Origin of the sequence: Bacillus sp. NTK034, assembly GCF_017303275.1 — a bacterium.
Lineage (GTDB): Bacteria > Bacillota > Bacilli > Bacillales > Cytobacillaceae > Cytobacillus.
This window is the reverse complement of sequence record NZ_JAFKOJ010000002.1, coordinates 604,028-619,448: the sequence shown is the minus strand read 5'-3', so window position 1 is coordinate 619,448 and position 15,421 is coordinate 604,028. Positions and strand designations below refer to the sequence as shown.

The 15,421-nt window shown below is 40.7% G+C and carries 16 protein-coding genes; all 16 read left to right on the top strand.

The annotated features are described in order from the left end of the window. The first annotated feature begins 2 nt into the window (after positions 1 to 2). The 16 genes from JI665_RS29120 to mreD all read left to right on the top strand — a co-directional run bounded on the left by JI665_RS29120 (position 3) and on the right by mreD (position 15,197). Positions 3 to 1,382 (top strand): VanW family protein, encoded by a 1,380-nt coding sequence (locus JI665_RS29120; RefSeq protein WP_206838954.1) that lies wholly within the window; start codon positions 3 to 5, stop codon positions 1,380 to 1,382. A 21-nt stretch (positions 1,383 to 1,403) separates the two neighbouring features. Further along, a complete protein-coding gene (locus tag JI665_RS09445) occupies positions 1,404 to 3,065 on the top strand; it encodes a GspE/PulE family protein (protein ID WP_206838953.1) in 1,662 nt (553 codons plus the stop codon). Positions 3,066 to 3,075: 10 nt separating this feature from the next. Next, the gene (locus JI665_RS09440) at positions 3,076 to 4,131 is read left to right on the top strand and encodes a type IV pilus twitching motility protein PilT (protein WP_206838952.1); all 1,056 of its coding nucleotides are present in this window, start codon (positions 3,076 to 3,078) and stop codon (positions 4,129 to 4,131) included. Continuing rightward, positions 4,118 to 5,323 carry a type II secretion system F family protein gene (locus tag JI665_RS09435; RefSeq protein ID WP_206838950.1) on the top strand — a complete coding sequence of 402 codons (1,206 nt, stop codon included), beginning with the start codon at positions 4,118 to 4,120 and terminating at the stop codon, positions 5,321 to 5,323. Before JI665_RS09440 ends, JI665_RS09435 begins: the two co-directional genes overlap by 14 nt. A 106-nt stretch (positions 5,324 to 5,429) precedes the next feature. Beyond that, positions 5,430 to 5,843, top strand: coding sequence for a type II secretion system protein (locus JI665_RS09430; RefSeq protein ID WP_206838949.1), 414 nt, complete (start codon positions 5,430 to 5,432; stop codon positions 5,841 to 5,843). 3 nt (positions 5,844 to 5,846) lie between these two features. Continuing rightward, the gene (locus tag JI665_RS09425; RefSeq protein ID WP_206838948.1) at positions 5,847 to 6,593 is read left to right on the top strand and encodes a prepilin peptidase; all 747 of its coding nucleotides are present in this window, start codon (positions 5,847 to 5,849) and stop codon (positions 6,591 to 6,593) included. An 83-nt stretch (positions 6,594 to 6,676) separates the two neighbouring features. After that, the gene (gene pilM, locus JI665_RS09420; RefSeq protein WP_206838947.1) at positions 6,677 to 7,672 is read left to right on the top strand and encodes a type IV pilus biogenesis protein PilM; all 996 of its coding nucleotides are present in this window, start codon (positions 6,677 to 6,679) and stop codon (positions 7,670 to 7,672) included. A 3-nt stretch (positions 7,673 to 7,675) separates the two neighbouring features. After that, positions 7,676 to 8,335, top strand: coding sequence for a fimbrial assembly protein (locus tag JI665_RS09415; protein WP_206838946.1), 660 nt, complete (start codon positions 7,676 to 7,678; stop codon positions 8,333 to 8,335). Continuing rightward, positions 8,332 to 9,123, top strand: coding sequence for a pilus assembly protein PilO (locus JI665_RS09410; RefSeq protein WP_206838945.1), 792 nt, complete (start codon positions 8,332 to 8,334; stop codon positions 9,121 to 9,123). The genes JI665_RS09415 and JI665_RS09410 overlap by 4 nt, the downstream gene beginning before the upstream one ends. A gap of 27 nt (positions 9,124 to 9,150) precedes the next feature. After that, positions 9,151 to 9,597: a pilus assembly FimT family protein gene (locus JI665_RS09405; protein WP_206838944.1), complete on the top strand. Its 447-nt coding sequence runs from the start codon at positions 9,151 to 9,153 to the stop codon at positions 9,595 to 9,597. Between the two features lie 127 nt (positions 9,598 to 9,724). After that, on the top strand, positions 9,725 to 10,804 hold the full coding sequence (locus JI665_RS09400) for a hypothetical protein (protein WP_206838943.1): 1,080 nt from the start codon (positions 9,725 to 9,727) through the stop codon (positions 10,802 to 10,804). 232 nt (positions 10,805 to 11,036) lie between these two features. Next, entirely contained in the window at positions 11,037 to 11,606 is a 570-nt protein-coding gene (locus JI665_RS09395; protein ID WP_206838942.1) for a Maf family protein, read from the top strand. A gap of 51 nt (positions 11,607 to 11,657) precedes the next feature. Next, positions 11,658 to 12,347, top strand: coding sequence for a RadC family protein (gene radC / locus JI665_RS09390; protein WP_206838940.1), 690 nt, complete (start codon positions 11,658 to 11,660; stop codon positions 12,345 to 12,347). A 160-nt stretch (positions 12,348 to 12,507) separates the two neighbouring features. After that, positions 12,508 to 13,530 carry a rod shape-determining protein gene (locus tag JI665_RS09385; RefSeq protein ID WP_035331317.1) on the top strand — a complete coding sequence of 341 codons (1,023 nt, stop codon included), beginning with the start codon at positions 12,508 to 12,510 and terminating at the stop codon, positions 13,528 to 13,530. Between the two features lie 270 nt (positions 13,531 to 13,800). Continuing rightward, a complete protein-coding gene (gene mreC, locus JI665_RS09380; protein WP_206838938.1) occupies positions 13,801 to 14,685 on the top strand; it encodes a rod shape-determining protein MreC in 885 nt (294 codons plus the stop codon). Continuing rightward, positions 14,682 to 15,197, top strand: coding sequence for a rod shape-determining protein MreD (mreD, locus tag JI665_RS09375; RefSeq protein WP_206838935.1), 516 nt, complete (start codon positions 14,682 to 14,684; stop codon positions 15,195 to 15,197). Before mreC ends, mreD begins: the two co-directional genes overlap by 4 nt. The last annotated feature ends 224 nt before the right edge of the window (positions 15,198 to 15,421 follow it).

Below are 15,421 nucleotides of genomic sequence, written 5' to 3'. Positions count from 1 at the left end.
ATGTGAGAAATCCTCAGATAATAAAGCTATTTTTGATTACAGCACTCTGCACATCGTTTATTATAAGCTTTTCTTATATTGGAACTGCAGCATACGGAAAGGTCTTTTCCGATCATGACGCATTTGCTGAAGGTACTTTTATTGGAAATGAAGACGTAACAGGAATGGACAAGTCCCGGGCATTAGCCTATATAACTGAAAAGCAGGAACAATGGCTTAATGGTACAGCTGTCTCGCTTCAATTCCAGGAAGTAACGAAAGATATCAAACCCGTTTCAGCGTTTTATCAATTTGATATTCAACAAAGCATTTCTCTTGCATCGTCAGGCAAGAAAAATCAGCTCATTGTCAAAATAGATGAAGAAAAGCTCAATGCTCTTCTGGAAGAAATGCTGCCGGACCTTTATAAAGATAGCTTAGAACGCGAAAATCTTTTAGCTGACCTTCTTATGTATGCGACATTGCTGGAAAATGGCAATCATACGTTAAAACTGCAAAACTATTTACCCGGAGACCTTCTCGAGGATGAGGTGATTGCCGAATCGTCAACTAAAATCTCCGGTAAAGAAAGTGTTATTGATATGTGGGCTGGCAAAGAAGGAAGCATTGAAGTTGCTCCGCATTCACAAGTTTCTTTTCTTGAGCTTGCTGAAGAAAGAGGAAGCTTGCATTTCGAAGCAGACGAAATAAGCATCCTATCGTCTGCTATTTACAAAGCCCTGCTGAACACCAACTTTATGATTACAGAAAGGCATATTGGGAGATTGCTTCCTGGATACATTGAACCCGGATTTGAGGCCAGAGTGGATTCACTAAAACAAATGGATTTAATTTTTAGTAATCCGAATGACCATGAATACGTGATTGAATTCCAGCAGCTTGATAAGCTTTTGTATGTTTCTGTTAAAGGGCCCAAAACGATATATACTTATCAGGCAGTTCTAAAAAATAAGCAGGCTTTTAAGCCGAAAACAATAATCCAAACTGATGCCAAGCTGCCATTTGGACAAAAAAGAACTGGAGTTGAAGGCGAAGAAGGCATTTTGATAGATGTATATCGTGATCAGATTGATGAAGCAGGAAAACTAGTAAACTCCGAAAAAATAGCAGAGGACTTCTATCCGCCAGTTCATGAGGTTCTTATATACAGTCTGGCAATTAAAAAGGATAATCCGAATAGCGCAAATGAAACAGCGGGAAATGTGCCTGAAGAAAGCGTAAGCACTGAGAATGAGAAATCAGAATCAGTTGATGGCAGTACTTCAGCTGAACAGGACACTAAAAATAAACAATCTGAAACAGATGGCAATAAAGACACTAGCGTGAATAAAAGTGGAAATGGTGAAGACCTATGGGGAATAGAGGATGAAGCCGTCAAATAAAAAGGTAAGGCAGTGATGGGCATGAAGCAGATGCGTAAGAGACTGGGAGATTTGCTGGTGGACGCCGGCCTTATCACCGGGGAGCAGCTTCAAACATCTTTAAGAGAAAAGGATTCAAATCAAAAGCTCGGTGATGTTTTGCTTCAAAAAGGATATATTACAGAACAGCAGCTGATTGAGGTTCTTGAATTTCAGCTTGGGATTCCACATGTCAGCTTGTATCGCTATCCCTTTGATACTAAGCTGTTCAGCATCGTACCAAAAGACGTGGCAAAGCGCAATCTCCTCATCCCATTAAAGAAAGACGGAGAGAAGCTATTTGTGGCCATGGCCGATCCTATGGATTTCTACACTATTGATGATTTGCGGCTATCAACGGGGTTTCAAATTGAAGCGGCCATTGCAACAAAGGATGATATTCTCCGGGCAATCAATAAATATTACGATATGAATGAAGGTTTTGAGGAACTGCTGGGGACAGCTGGGAATCCTGATGCAGCAGAAGATAAGCAGATGGTAGATGAAGATTCCCCGGTCGTCCGGCTTGTCAATCAGATCATTGCCAGTGCAGCTGCTTTAAAGGCAAGTGATATACACCTAGATCCCCAGGAAACAAAGGTGCTGATCAGATACCGGATAGATGGAGTTTTAAGAACTGAGCGTGTTCTCCCTAAGCATATGCAAAGTGTGCTTTCAGCCCGAATTAAAATCATGTCCAACCTGGATATTACTGAACATAGAATTCCCCAGGATGGAAGAATAAAGCTTAATATTGATTTTCATCCGGTAGACTTGAGGGTTTCTACACTTCCCACTGTGTATGGTGAGAAAATTGTTTTGAGATTGCTGGACTTAGGAAGTGCTTTGAATGACATCCAAAAGCTTGGCTTCAATAAATTAAATCTGCAGAGATTTACCGAAATGATTGAAAAGCCTACAGGCATTGTTTTGATAACCGGTCCTACCGGCTCAGGGAAATCCTCTACTCTATATGCGGCTTTAAATCGCCTGAACTGTGAAGAAGTAAACATTATAACCGTTGAAGATCCGGTTGAGTATCAGCTTGAAGGAATTAATCAGATTCAAGTTAACTCAAATGTCGGAATGACTTTTGCGAAAGGTTTACGAGCTATTCTGCGTCAGGATCCAAATATCATTATGGTAGGTGAAATCAGGGATAGAGAAACTGCAGAAGTTTCAATTAGAGCATCATTAACGGGACATCTTGTGCTTAGTACATTGCATACAAATGATTCATTAGGTTCCATTACACGTCTGCTGGATATGGGAGTCGAACCATTTCTCGTCGCATCGTCTTTGAGCGGAATTGTTGCACAGCGGCTGGTAAGGAAAGTCTGCCGGGATTGTGCCGAAGAACAGCAGCCGGCTATGCGGGAAATCGAAATCTTTGCAAAGAGAGGCATAAGGCTTGAGAAGGTTGTGCGGGGGAAAGGCTGTTCTTCCTGTAATATGACTGGATATAAGGGGAGAATTGCCATTCACGAAGTGCTGCCCATAAACGATGAGATGCGTAAAATCATTATGAATGGTGAATCATTTTCAAAACTTCGGGATTATGCAATAAGAAATAAAACAGTTTTTCTTATTGACGATGGCCTGCTAAAAGTAAAACAGGGCATTACAACCACTGAAGAAGTATTACGGGTAGCTATATCTGATTAGGAGTACCAGTATGAAAACTAAAATAGAACATCTGTTGAGAGCGGCGTATGAGCTGAAGGCCTCGGATCTCCATTTGACTGTTGGGGTCCCCCCCGTCATAAGAATTAATGGGGGTTTAAAAAAATATGGGAAAGAAAGTTTGCGTCCTGAAGACACCGAGGGCATGGCTAAGGCAATTATTCCTGCAGACATATGGAAAAAATTCGAGGATATCGGCGAGCTTGATTTCTCATATGGAATCCCGGGACTGTCCCGTTTCAGGGTCAATGCTTATTTTCAGCGGTCATGCATATCACTGGCCATCCGTGTTGTCCCTACACGAATTCCTGCTTTAGAAGAACTTGGGCTTCCCCCTGTATTAAAAAAAGTGGCAGAAAAACCCCAGGGGCTAGTCCTGGTAACAGGGCCGACGGGAAGCGGGAAATCAACGACATTGGCATCAATGATTAATTATATGAACGAGACGATGAGAAAACATATTATCACGCTCGAGGACCCGATTGAATATCTGCATAAGCATGGAAAGTGCATTATTGATCAGCGTGAAGTGGGATTTGATACAAAGCATTTTGCTAATGGATTGAGAGCTGCTTTACGGCAGGACCCGGATGTCATTCTAGTAGGGGAAATGCGGGACCTGGAAACTATTCAAACAGCCATAACAGCAGCCGAAACTGGCCATTTAGTTCTTGGAACACTGCATACTTCCAGTGCTCCGGCTACAATTAACCGGATTATTGATGTATTTCCGCCTTCACAGCAGGCACAAATCAGAATCCAGCTTGCCACTGTACTAGTATCAATTATATCGCAGCGACTTTTTCTGAAAGCTGACAGGAAGGGCCGTTATGCAGCTACAGAAATTCTTATCAATAATTCAGCTGTAGCAAACCTGATACGAAATGAAAAGATTTATCAGATTATTAATGTGATGCAAACATCACGCGCCCAGGGAATGCATACACTTGAGACAAGCATTAATTCTCTCCTGGAGACCGGAAAAATCGCCAAAGAATCAGCATTGCCATACATACAGGAACAGGTGACGGATCATGTCCCGCTATAAATACAGCGGGCGTGACCGAAAAGGCAAGAAGTCAGGGATCATGACAGCAGTTTCTAAAAGGGAAGCTATGCTTCAGCTGAAGGAAAACGGAATAAGAGTTCTTGATATACAGGAAGTTCCTGAGACTTTTTTAACAAAAGAAATAACAATTGGCAATCCTGTTAAGCTTCAGGATTTTGTTATCTATCTGCGTCAGTTTGCAACTTTGCTGAAAGCCGGAGTGACAGTAGTAGAGTCAACCGCAATACTTGCGAAGCAAACAGAAAGCAAAGCGCTGAAAAAAGCATTGAAAGCTGTCGAACAGGACTTGCGTGATGGACTTCCGCTTTCAGATGCTGCCTCCAGACATAGAAAAATCTTCAGTGGAATGTTTGTCAATATGATCAAAGCAGGCGAAGCAGGCGGGAATATGGATGAAACGCTGGAAAGGCTGGCAGTTCATTTTGAAAAGCAGCACTACACAAAGCAGAAAATCATTTCAGCACTTGCCTATCCGATAACTGTCGGCATTATAGCTATTGCAGTAGTCATCTTTCTGCTTGTTTCTGTTGTTCCTATTTTCGTGGAGATGTTTAAGGATTTCGGAGGAGAACTCCCTGCCATTACACAATTTGTTATGGGCTCCAGTGAATTTATGCAGCAATACTGGTGGCTGATCATCAGCTTATTTTTGGCCGTTTTTATGGGTGTTGTATTAGTTCGCAATAACAAAGCCAGTAAATATTATCTTGATTATTTCCTGCTGAGAATGCCTATCTTCGGAAAGATTCTTCAGAAAGCAGCCATAGCAAGAATGACAAGAACCTTAAGCTCCTTGTTTTCCAGCTCTGTGCCGATTCTGCAGGCCTTAAGCATTGTAGAAAGCATTGTAGAAAATGAAGTGATGGCAAAGGTAATTGCAAAATCAAGAGATTCACTCGAGCAGGGGAAGTCTCTGACGGAACCGATGAAAAAACACTGGGTGTTCCCTCCGCTAGTCTCTCAAATGATAGCCATTGGGGAAGAGTCAGGATCGCTTGATGCCATGCTTGGGAAGGTAGCTGACTTTTATGAAAAAGAAGTAGAAAGCGCCACAGACAGGCTTAAATCACTCATTGAACCCCTCATGATCGTCTTTCTGGCCAGTATAGTCGGGACTATAGTCATATCCATTATGGTACCGATGTTTGAAATATTCCAGCACATTGGCTAAATATTTACAAAATAGTAAAAAATTCGACTGTTATTAGAATTTGAGTTTAGTATAATAGTACCATAATAGGTAAAATAAACTAGAATATTTGAGAGGGAGAGAAAAAATGCTGAAAAATTTAAGGAATAGACTTAAGAATCAAAAAGGATTGACACTGATTGAATTGCTTGCGGTTATTGTTATTTTGGGAATTATTGCGGCGATTGCTGTTCCTAGTATCGGTGGGTTAATCGATAAAACTCGTGATGATGCTTTAAAAGCGGATGCAGTTCAAGTATTAAATGCAGCAAAATTGTATTCAGCAACAAATAATATATCTACAAGTATAACTTTAGATGATAATGATGGTGAATTAGATCAATATTTAGATAATATTCCAGATAATTATACTATTACCATAAAAGTTGGTACTAATAAAAAGTACCAGTATACTGATATTGAAGTAAAAAAGGATGGCAAAACAAAATACTTTGCAACTGAACAAGCAGCGTTAGACGGAAATAACACTACAAAAGAGTAGCTTATGGGAATAAGTATTCTTTTTGTATTGGGTTCAATCCTTGGCTCCTTCTACAACGTTGCAGGACTAAGGATCCCGCAAAATCAGTCTATCGCAGCACCGCGGTCCCATTGCCCAAAATGTAAGCATACTCTATCACCTCTGGAGCTTATTCCAGTATTATCGTATATATTTCTAGGCGGAAAGTGCCGGCGCTGCAAAGCGCCGGTTTCAGCCTTATATCCGGCTGTTGAGTTTTCCACAGGTATTTTGTTTGCGACGGCACCGCTGATTATGGGCTGGACTGCTGAATTGTTTGCCGCCTGGACGCTGATTTCCCTTGTGATCATTGTGTTTGTATCTGATATCAAATATATGATCATCCCGGATAAGGTTTTATTGTTTTTTGCTGTAATTATTATGGCAGAACGCATTTTCATTCCGCTCTCTCCATGGTGGAACAGTTTAGCAGGTTCAGGACTTGGTTTTTTCCTTCTGATGCTTATAGCTGTTATCAGTAAAGGCGGCATGGGTGGAGGGGATATAAAGCTGTATGCTGTCATCGGCATTGCATTAGGTGTAAAGCTTGTTTTGCTTTCGTTTTTTCTCGCAACTTTGTTCGGAGCTGTCCTTGGAGGACTTGGCATGGTTCTGGGACTTGCGCAAAAAGGCAAGCCCATCCCATTTGGTCCATTCATAGGAATTGGGACTTTAATAGCTTATTTCTATGGAAATGAATTAATTGAATGGTATTTTCATTCATTTCTATAAGGATACGAATTTTTGGGTAGGAGCTGGATTATTCCGGCTCTTATCTCTCCCTAGGCAATTCTATTTACAAGGAGTTTTTCATCATGGCAATGCGATTTCTTCCCGGAAAAAAGAAGCCTGTAAATATCATTATCAAAGACCACGTTATTCGTTATGCAGAATTAAAAAGTCAGCGCGATTTGGAAATGGCAAAATGGAATGAACGTTTTCTGCCGCCGGGAATTATTAAGGATGGGAAGATCCTGGATTATGATACACTTGCTCTCATTCTTGAAGAATGCGTCAATGAGTGGAAAATAAAAAACAGGCAGGTATTTTTTACTGTACCTGATCCTTTTATTGTTTTGAGAAAGCTGACATTGCCAGGAGATGTCCAGCTGGATGAAATTAAAGGCTATTTATATATGGAACTCGGCACAAGCATACACCTGCCTTTTGAAGAGCCTGTATTTGATTATCATGTTCTCGGTATTAATCAGCAGAATTCAACTGAAATACTGCTATTCGCTGCGCCTGAGGAAATTGTAATGGAATATACCGGGCTTTTCGAGGATGCAAAACTCCGGCCCGCAGCTGCAGATGTGTCTTCTCTGGCACTGTATCGGCTTTATTGCAGCCATTTTGAGGATAAAACAGGAGAAGATATCATGCTCATTCAGTTTGACCTTAATTCTGCAGTGTGCAGCATCTTCGAATCGGACATACCGGTATTCATGAGAAATATTGCGATTGAGATCGATCTCAGCAAGTGGGGGACTGTAAAAATGCCCAGTGGAGAAAAGAAGATAGAATACATTGGCAAAGAAGAAGAAGTGCTAAATCCCCTATTGGATATTTACAATGATATAGAAAAAGTAATGAATTTTTACAGGTATTCATTAAATCAGGGACAGCGCCAAATTGACAGGATCATTGTAAGCGGTGACCATCCATGGCTTGAAAACATTCATAAGGACATAAAAAACAGAATGGAAGTGCCAGTTGCTTCTTTCGAAGACTGCCTTATCACCGGACAAAATGAGCTGTCAAAACAATCATCTTTCCATGTAAATATTGGACTGGGTTTAAAAGAGGGGTAGCACATGCGAGTTGACATTAACCTGCTTCCTCAAAAGGAAAAAGGGCCTAAAAACGTCTATATTATGATAGCTTTTATTGTAGTCCTGCTTACTGCAGCTTTCTTGCTTGTTTTTTTAACGGTTAAAGAGAAAAACAATGAGCTTTTGGGAATTGAGAAAAGAATAATCCAGACAAATGAAATTCTTGAAGCTCAGCAGGCAAAGCTTCAAGAATATCAATCTTCCAATGCGGCAGAGGAGCTGAAAGTTGCAATTGAATGGGCAGACAGGCAGCCATTCGATTTAGTCTTCCTTATGGAACAAATAACCAGGCTTCTTCCTGAACGAGGATTTGTAATAGAATTTGAGCTGGATGAAGAAAACAGAATCAAACAAATCGTTCAATTTGATGCAAAAAGTGAGGCGGCCTATTATTTGCATAGTTTGACGGAATTGTCCTGGGTTGATGAAGCGATTATAACCGAAGCTAAAACAGCAGACATCTTAAAAGATGAAGCAGCTGAACTTCGAAAACAGGCAAACATACAGCCGAGGTATTATGCAGAATATGAATTAAAAATTAACACATCATTGCTTAATGAAGCAGCCGAACAGAAAGTAATCAAAGATATAGAGGAGAAGGATTCCGCCGCTCAGCAAGAGGAAGGAGATGATTCTCCGTGAACCGGGAAATTTCCAAAAAACAGCTTGGGGTTTTCTTGCTTGCCGTTGTTCTATTCGCGGCAATGGCTTTTGGCAGTTATTATCTCTTTATTAGCCCTTTGAACGAAAAAATGGACAGAAAGCAAACCGAGCTGCAAATGGCCGCTCAGCAATTAACCATATTAGAAAATAATCTTCAGCAGCTGAATGATCAAACCGTATTGAGCACAGTTGAACTTCAAAAACAGGTGCCGGTTAAGAGGCTGCTTGATCAGCTTTTTTTGGATATCGAAAAATCTGAAATTATATCAGATACCAATATCATAGAATTGAAGATGAATGGGACGGAAAGTGATGAAGAAATCGACCTGTCTGAAGAAGAAAGGAATCAGTCTCAACAAGAAGTTTCAGAGGCGGAGCCTGAAACGGATGATTCCAATGAAATTGCAGAAGCAGATCCATTATCTGAAGAGAAGCTGCCAAATGGGATTAAAAAGGTTTCTATTGTCTTAAATGGACAAGCAGATACATATTTTGAAATGGAAAGTTTCATAAAGAATCTATTAGATTTGAAAAGAATCATTAAAGTGGAAAGCCTGAAGTATACAGGATTCGATGAAGTTGTAAGTGTAATGCAGGAAGACCAGATGGTTGAATTCGAACTGGCGATAGCTGCCTATTACTACCCTGAACTGGAAGAATTGCGAAAGGAGATTCCTCCTTTGGATGCCCCGGGAATTTCCAATAAAAGAAATCCATTAAGCAGTTTCTCTGAACTGGAAGCTGAGGATGATGAGAAAACACCTTAATCAAAAAAATGAAGAGAGGTCTAGTAAATGATGTTTGCTGCTAGACTAAAACAAAAAGGATTTACATTAATTGAAGTGCTTGCTGTCCTAATTATATTAGGCATCATTTCTTTAATAGCCATCATCGCTGTTAATAATGTCATTCAAAGAGTAAAGGATCAGGCTTTTGTGGGTAATGCCTTTGCATTAAAGGAATCAGCAGAGCTTTATATAAAAAATGAAATGATCAGCGGAAGTGCGCTGCCGGAAAAAGTGACATACAAAAGACTGGCAGAAGCTGACTTCATTGAACCTATTAGGGACCCGGATACAAAAAAACTTCTTCAGCCTTCAGAGTATACTTTTGCTGTCGTCAAAGGAAAATCCATAACTGCTGTTTGTTTTAAAGGCGAAAAGCGGAGTTTATGCTATTCTGATGGCAATGAAGGAATCCCCATATATAAATTAGATCCTGATTTAATTACAGAAAATTAACCGGAAATCCTAATGAAAAATTTGACGAAATCCTTCCGTAACAAGACGACAAAAGTCTTGTTATTTTTTTTTTTCCTTATGTTAGGATGAAAACAATTCAGGAAACGGTACGGAAGGAGGATGAGATGTGGACAAGCCTAAAAGCGAAAAAACGATCACGATTAAAATAAATGGCAAGGACCGTCCGTTTCAGGAGAAAAAGGAAGAAGTGCAGGAGAAAGCATGGGATCCGAGACAGCTGGATAGAAAGAAGAAGCAGGAGCAAACTGAATTTTTCGCATCCATACAAACAGCGGCCGGCAAAGAGGCGGATGACAGCTTCGACTGGATTCTGCCTGAGGAAACGGAAGATGCGGATATAAAGGAATATAAAAAAGCAGCTCCTCCTAAATCACCAGCAAAAAATGGGCTGAGCACTCTGGCTAAGAAATTCCAGGGGAGAAATAAGCAAGGATTCTTAACATCCATATTTTTGGCTGTGTTTTTTGCTGTACTGCTTGGGACAAGCTTTGGATTCATCATGCTGAAGCTGGTATTTACAGATCAGGCAGCAGAAACTGTGGCGCCTCCAATTAATGAAACTCCGGCAGCATCAAATCAGAAGACACCCGCTGCAGCGGCAGCTTTAGAGGCCCTAACTGCATACGTAGTTCAAGGCGGCGTTTTCTCAAACAGTGAAGCAGCACAGCAAATCCAGGAAGCTAACTCACAAAAAGGAGTCTATAGCCAAACAATAAAAATGGGAGAGCAGACTTTTCTTTTTTTAGGGGTTTCCGGTAGCCTTGATCAGGCGAAGGAAATAGGTGCGGATCTAAAAAGCAAAGGGATTGATGTATTTGCAAAAGAAGTCGCCTTTGAAGGTAAAGCGATTAAAGGGCTGAATACCGAAGAGAAAAAACTTGCAGAAAATGCTCCTGCCTTTTATCAATCCCTTTCAGAAGGTGCAGCCAGTGCCTCTCTCGGCAGCTCCATAACCCCTGAGGCGGCTGAGAAAATAAAAAATCATAGCAAGGCAGTGAATGATCTGCCGGCCGATCAAATTAAAAATAAAAGCCTGATTTCTATAAGAGAAGAACTGTTGGGTGCTTCAAAGCAAATAGACGCATACCAGCAGGCGGGTGATTCTGCATCAGCCGGAAAAATTCAGGAGCATCTGCTGGCGTTTCTTGCAGCTTATCAGACTTTGCTGCAGTCAGACGGGCAGTAAGGACCCGGCATATTTTGCCATAATAATATTCGTTTCGAATATTTTCTGGGAAATATCACATATTAAATGGAGTCTGTTCGGGAAATTTAGACAGACTCTTTCTTTTTGTCATTATTCGATAATATATGATAAAAATATCAATAAATGACCTCTTTAAAATTGTTTGTCTGGCAATTTTTTGATACGATTAACCTGTATCTCCCAATACGATACATAAAGGTAAGGTGATTACATGCAAAACCTCATTTTAGCCTCTTCTTCCCCGCGGCGAAAAGAACTTCTTGAAAATCTTCATTTGCATTTTGAAGTCTCCAGCAGTGATGTCGATGAAAGTTTTGATCCCGTGCTGTCACCAGGAGAGATCGTGAAGGAGCTTGCCCATAGAAAGGCACAGGCTGTATTTAAAAAGCATCCTGATTCATATGTAATTGGCTCAGATACAGTTGTAGTTAAAGACGGCAATGTTTTAGGAAAGCCAGGCAGCGGCAAGGAAGCCTTCACTATGCTCAAAAGTCTGTCTGGAAGCACCCATTCTGTTTACACAGGTGTATCCATTATGACGCCTGAAAATGTAATTACATTTTATGAAAAAACCGATGTGGTGTTCTGGGAGTTAACGGATGAAGAAATTAACTCTTATATTGGCACCGGTGAACCATTCGACAAGGCAGGGGCATATGGGATACAAGGCATTGGCAGCATGCTTGTAAAAAGCATAACCGGAGATTATTTCTCTGTTGTTGGCCTTCCTGTCTCCAGAACGGTTCGTGAATTAAGGAAAGCAGGGTATCCGCTTCCTTAATATACTTTTTTCATCTTCAGCTCCCTGACCCCAGAGTTTAGGGAGGAAAATATGCAAACGGAAACTCTATTGATTAAAGATTTCCCTCAAGATGAACGCCCTCGTGAGCGCTTTGTCCAAAATGGTCCGCAGAGCTTATCCAATCACGAACTGATAGCGATACTACTCAGGACAGGCACGAAAGATGAATCTGTTCTGCAATTAGCGAACAGGCTTCTTACCCATTTTGAAGGACTCCGGCTATTAAAGGATGCATCCCTGGATGAAATAACGTCCATTAAAGGCATAGGATCGGCAAAGGCAATTCAGCTGCTGGCAGCAGTTGAAATCGGCCGGAGGATTTCAAATCTCACATATGAAGACAGATATATTATCCGTTCTCCTGAGGATGGAGCAAATTATGTTATGCATGATATGCGATTCCTGTCTCAGGAACATTTTGTATGCCTTTATTTAAATACAAAAAATCAGGTGCTTCATAAGCAGACCATCTTTATTGGAAGCCTGAATGCTTCCATTGTTCATCCAAGGGAGGTCTTTAAAGAGGCATTTCGCAGATCGGCTGCGTCCATTATCTGCATTCATAATCATCCGAGCGGTGATCCGACTCCAAGCCGGGAAGATATTGAAGTAACCAGGAGACTTGCAGAGTCCGGAAAAATAATCGGCATCGATGTGCTGGACCATCTGATCATCGGTGAAAATAAATTTGTCAGTTTAAAGGAAAAAGGGTATTTATAACACTATGTTTTTATTTGACGTTGCGCTATAATATTGGTTATGATTTTTGAGATGCCTTGCTTTTTGGAGGCTCATTGTACTAGAAAAATTAAAGAAAATTCCATTAAAATACCTTACTTAGGAAAATGAGCAATTTGTATCAGAAAGGGAGATACCATTTATGTTTGGAATCGGTACTAGAGACCTTGGAATAGATTTAGGAACAGCTAATACACTTGTTTATGTGAAAGGAAAAGGAATCGTTGTCAGAGAGCCGTCAGTAGTAGCACTGCAGACTGATACGAAAAATATTGTAGCTGTCGGCAATGACGCGAAAAATATGATCGGCCGTACACCAGGTAATATTGTTGCGCTCCGTCCAATGAAGGATGGCGTAATTGCGGATTATGAAACAACCGCAGTCATGATGAAATATTATATTAAACAAGCCAATAAAAATAAGGGCTTCTTTTCAGGCAAGCCATATGTAATGGTTTGTGTGCCATCCGGTATTACAGCTGTTGAAGAACGTGCAGTTGTCGATGCAACCCGCCAGGCAGGGGCACGCGATGCTTATACCATCGAAGAGCCGTTTGCCGCTGCAATCGGGGCTAATCTTCCTGTGTGGGAACCGACAGGAAGCATGGTGGTCGATATCGGGGGAGGTACTACTGAAGTAGCCATCATTTCCCTGGGCGGAATTGTTACTAGCCAATCCATCCGCATTGCCGGTGATGAAATGGATGATGCGATCATTAATTATATCCGCAAAAATTACAACTTAATGATTGGTGACCGTACAGCAGAGACAATTAAGGTGGAAGTGGGTTCTGCTGGAGATCCGGAAGGCGTCGAAAACATGGAAATTCGCGGACGCGATCTGCTGACAGGCCTGCCAAAAACTATTGAAATTACTGCTGAAGAAATTTCAAAAGCGTTGAATGACACAGTTTATGCAATTGTGGATGCAGTAAAAAATACTCTTGAAAAAACTCCTCCTGAACTGGCGGCAGATATTATGGATAGAGGTATTGTCCTTACTGGCGGGGGAGCGCTTCTCCGCAACCTGGACAAGGTAATCAGCGAAGAAACGAAAATGCCTGTCCTTATTGCTGAAAACCCATTGGACTGTGTCGCCATCGGTACGGGAAAAGCTCTTGACCATATCGATTTATTCAAAACGAAAGCTAAAGAATCCAGATAAATATAAGCCTGAATAAGAAAATGATAAAGCCCATTCACTTCATAAAAAGTGCATGGGCTCAAATTTGGCTTATAAAATAAGAAAGCATATAATTTTCAACTACGAGAACTGTATAGCGGAAGCGCCTACCCCCTCGAGGTGTCGGGGGTGGGCAAGGCGCTTCCGCTTTTCTAAGTTAAATGATAATTTCGCAGATATATGTTATATTTTGTTGAGCAGTGCCTGAATGGCGCAATTTTTTCTGAAATACTACTAATCGAGGTGTAACGGATGCCACAGTTCTTTTTGAACAAACGCCTGATTATTTTGCTTGTCAGCATTATTATTCTCGTGGCATTGATTGGATTTTCTTTAAAAGATAGAGAAAATTTGACCTGGCCTGAACAATTTTTAAAAGATACTACCGGGTTTATACAAAATGCTGTTTCCAGCCCTGTGAATTATGTGGCAGGATTCTTTGAAAATGTCGAAGACTTGCAAAATACATACAAAGAAAATAAAGATTTGAAGACAAGACTGGATGAACTTGCACGCCTTGAGTCTGAAGTTCAGCGGCTGAAAAAAGATAATACAGAACTTCGTGAGATTCTGGATAAGAAAGACTCTTTAAGTGAATTTGAGCCAAAGCAGGCAACTGTTATAGGAAGAAATCCCGACAGATGGCATGAATTGCTAATCATTAATAAAGGGAAAAATGCTGGCATTGAACCGAACATGGCTGTCATTACGTCTAAAGGCCTGATCGGCAAAGTGAAAAGCAGCAATACCTTTACTTCAACAGTTCAGCTTCTTAGTTCGATGGACCCGACAAATCGCATCTCTGCAAAAATTCAGGCAGGCGAAAATAACTTTTTCGGTCTGATTGAAGGCTATGATAAGGAAAAAGGTCTTCTTTTGCTTAAGCGAATTCCTTATGATGCAAAGGTTAAAAAGGATCAAAACGTTATTACATCAGGTCTAGGCGGCGTTTTTCCTGAGAGCCTGCCGATTGGTAAGGTTGTTGATGTTGTTCCTGATGAATTTGGACTTACCCAGACCGCCTATGTTAAGCCGGGGGCAGATTTCTACGATATTGGACATGTAATGGTCGTTAAAAGAGGTGCTTTGCAGCCTGAACTAATGGAAATGGTTGATGAGAAGGAGGAGGAACTGTGAGAAGATTCCTTCTTCCACTCATACTCCTGGCCTTATTTATCGGTGAAAGCATATTTGTTCAATTAACTCCGCATGATTTGTTAGGCAGCGGAAAAATAGCAGTTCCCCGTTTCCTGATGGCCGGATTGCTTTTTTTGACCATTTTTGGCTCAAAAAAACACGGAATTCTTTACGGCTTATTATTCGGCTTGCTTTTTGACATTGTGTATGTGGAAATTATCGGCATTTACCTGTTTCTATTTCCAGTCATAGCTTTTATTACAACCAAACTAATGAAAATTCTTCAGACGAATATGGCTATGGCTTCCATCATTGTGCTCTTAGGCATCACCCTCCTTGAGGCCGGTGTCTACCAGATGAACTTATTAATTCACCATACTGATATGGTCTTTGCAGCCTTTCTTTCTTCCCGTCTCGTGCCAACGTTGATATTAAATGCCATTTTCATTGTTTTAGCTGTTTATCCTTTTAAAAGACTTTCTGAAAAATTTGCAGATAGCTTAAACGACTAATCGTTTGAAGTGATATAATTTCACAATTCATTTAAAAGAAACCGGATTAATCCGGTTTCTTTTAAATGAATAATTTTTAGTAAAAAAGGAATTTAGAAGGTTTCTGTCGAATCCTACCTTTATGGGCAAATTGGATAGGGATAATTGACATAATTTGTTTAAAAAGAATGGCCTTGCGGCTATTTGAAAAAATAGCAGTTCATGGACTGCTTTAAAATAGAGTG

Bases quoted from the DNA above. Each gene is read 5' to 3' on its own strand.
- JI665_RS09435 (WP_206838950.1), top strand. From the start codon at position 4,118: ATGTCCCGCTATAAATACAGCGGGCGTGACCGAAAAGGCAAGAAGTCA.
- JI665_RS09425 (WP_206838948.1), top strand. From the start codon at position 5,847: ATGGGAATAAGTATTCTTTTTGTATTGGGTTCAATCCTTGGCTCCTTC.
- JI665_RS09405 (WP_206838944.1), top strand. From the start codon at position 9,151: ATGATGTTTGCTGCTAGACTAAAACAAAAAGGATTTACATTAATTGAA.
- pilM (WP_206838947.1), top strand. From the start codon at position 6,677: ATGGCAATGCGATTTCTTCCCGGAAAAAAGAAGCCTGTAAATATCATT.
- JI665_RS09415 (WP_206838946.1), top strand. From the start codon at position 7,676: ATGCGAGTTGACATTAACCTGCTTCCTCAAAAGGAAAAAGGGCCTAAA.
- JI665_RS09385 (WP_035331317.1), top strand. From the start codon at position 12,508: ATGTTTGGAATCGGTACTAGAGACCTTGGAATAGATTTAGGAACAGCT.
- mreC (WP_206838938.1), top strand. From the start codon at position 13,801: ATGCCACAGTTCTTTTTGAACAAACGCCTGATTATTTTGCTTGTCAGC.
- radC (WP_206838940.1), top strand. From the start codon at position 11,658: ATGCAAACGGAAACTCTATTGATTAAAGATTTCCCTCAAGATGAACGC.
- JI665_RS09395 (WP_206838942.1), top strand. From the start codon at position 11,037: ATGCAAAACCTCATTTTAGCCTCTTCTTCCCCGCGGCGAAAAGAACTT.
- JI665_RS09440 (WP_206838952.1), top strand. From the start codon at position 3,076: ATGAAAACTAAAATAGAACATCTGTTGAGAGCGGCGTATGAGCTGAAG.
- JI665_RS09445 (WP_206838953.1), top strand. From the start codon at position 1,404: ATGAAGCAGATGCGTAAGAGACTGGGAGATTTGCTGGTGGACGCCGGC.
- JI665_RS09430 (WP_206838949.1), top strand. From the start codon at position 5,430: ATGCTGAAAAATTTAAGGAATAGACTTAAGAATCAAAAAGGATTGACA.